Source organism: Staphylococcus sp. HMSC035D11 (assembly GCF_001836075.1).
Classification (GTDB): Bacteria; Bacillota; Bacilli; order Staphylococcales; family Staphylococcaceae; genus Staphylococcus; species Staphylococcus hominis.
The window spans coordinates 125,974-126,617 of the sequence record NZ_KV827285.1; the positions used below are offsets into that span (position 1 = coordinate 125,974).

The following is a 644-nucleotide window of genomic DNA, read 5'->3' on the forward strand; positions in this document are numbered from 1 at the left end:
GTAGCACAAAACCGTGGTAAGTTTTCTGATGATACAGCGTTAAAGAATATGATTGAGAACCATGGACTAATTGCCTTAAAAGATGATTATATCGAAGTCAAAATCATTGCATCTGTATTTAAAGATATGTTGATAGAGAATCACTTCCAAGATGTCAATAATGTTGTTAATGCACTAAGGGATAAAGGATTTATCGAATCTGACCATGATCGAATTACAACAAAACGAACAGTCAAAGATGACAATGGCAAAAAACAGTCACTTGTCTTTTACCATTTAAAGCTAGATTCAGAATATGCGTCTATTTTTGGTCTAACTAAAGATGCTGAACCTATTAAAGCTGAAATTAACTTGGATAACAAAAAGATACTTGAATCATGGAAAAAACAGAACGATGATTTAATTGATTTTTAATAACTTAAAGATGAAATCGTACAGGAGTAGATAAAATGGATGAATTGATTGAATTACTAGCTGATTTAATCGTTGAAGAGTTACAGAACGATAACTAATCATGGCGGTCCAACGTGTTAAAAGCACGTTGGACCTTTCATTCTAATTTACTCACAAATATATATTATCTTTTTGGAGGTGTATAACATGGAAGAAGTTATTGCTTATGTACGTCAAAGTACACTCAAACA

At 31.8% G+C, this 644-nt stretch carries 1 pseudogene; it reads left to right on the top strand.

Annotated features, from left to right (window positions below):
- Window positions 1–414, top strand: a pseudogene (locus HMPREF2647_RS11555) (hypothetical protein); the annotation flags it as partial.
- Window positions 415–644: the final 230 nt, after the last annotated feature.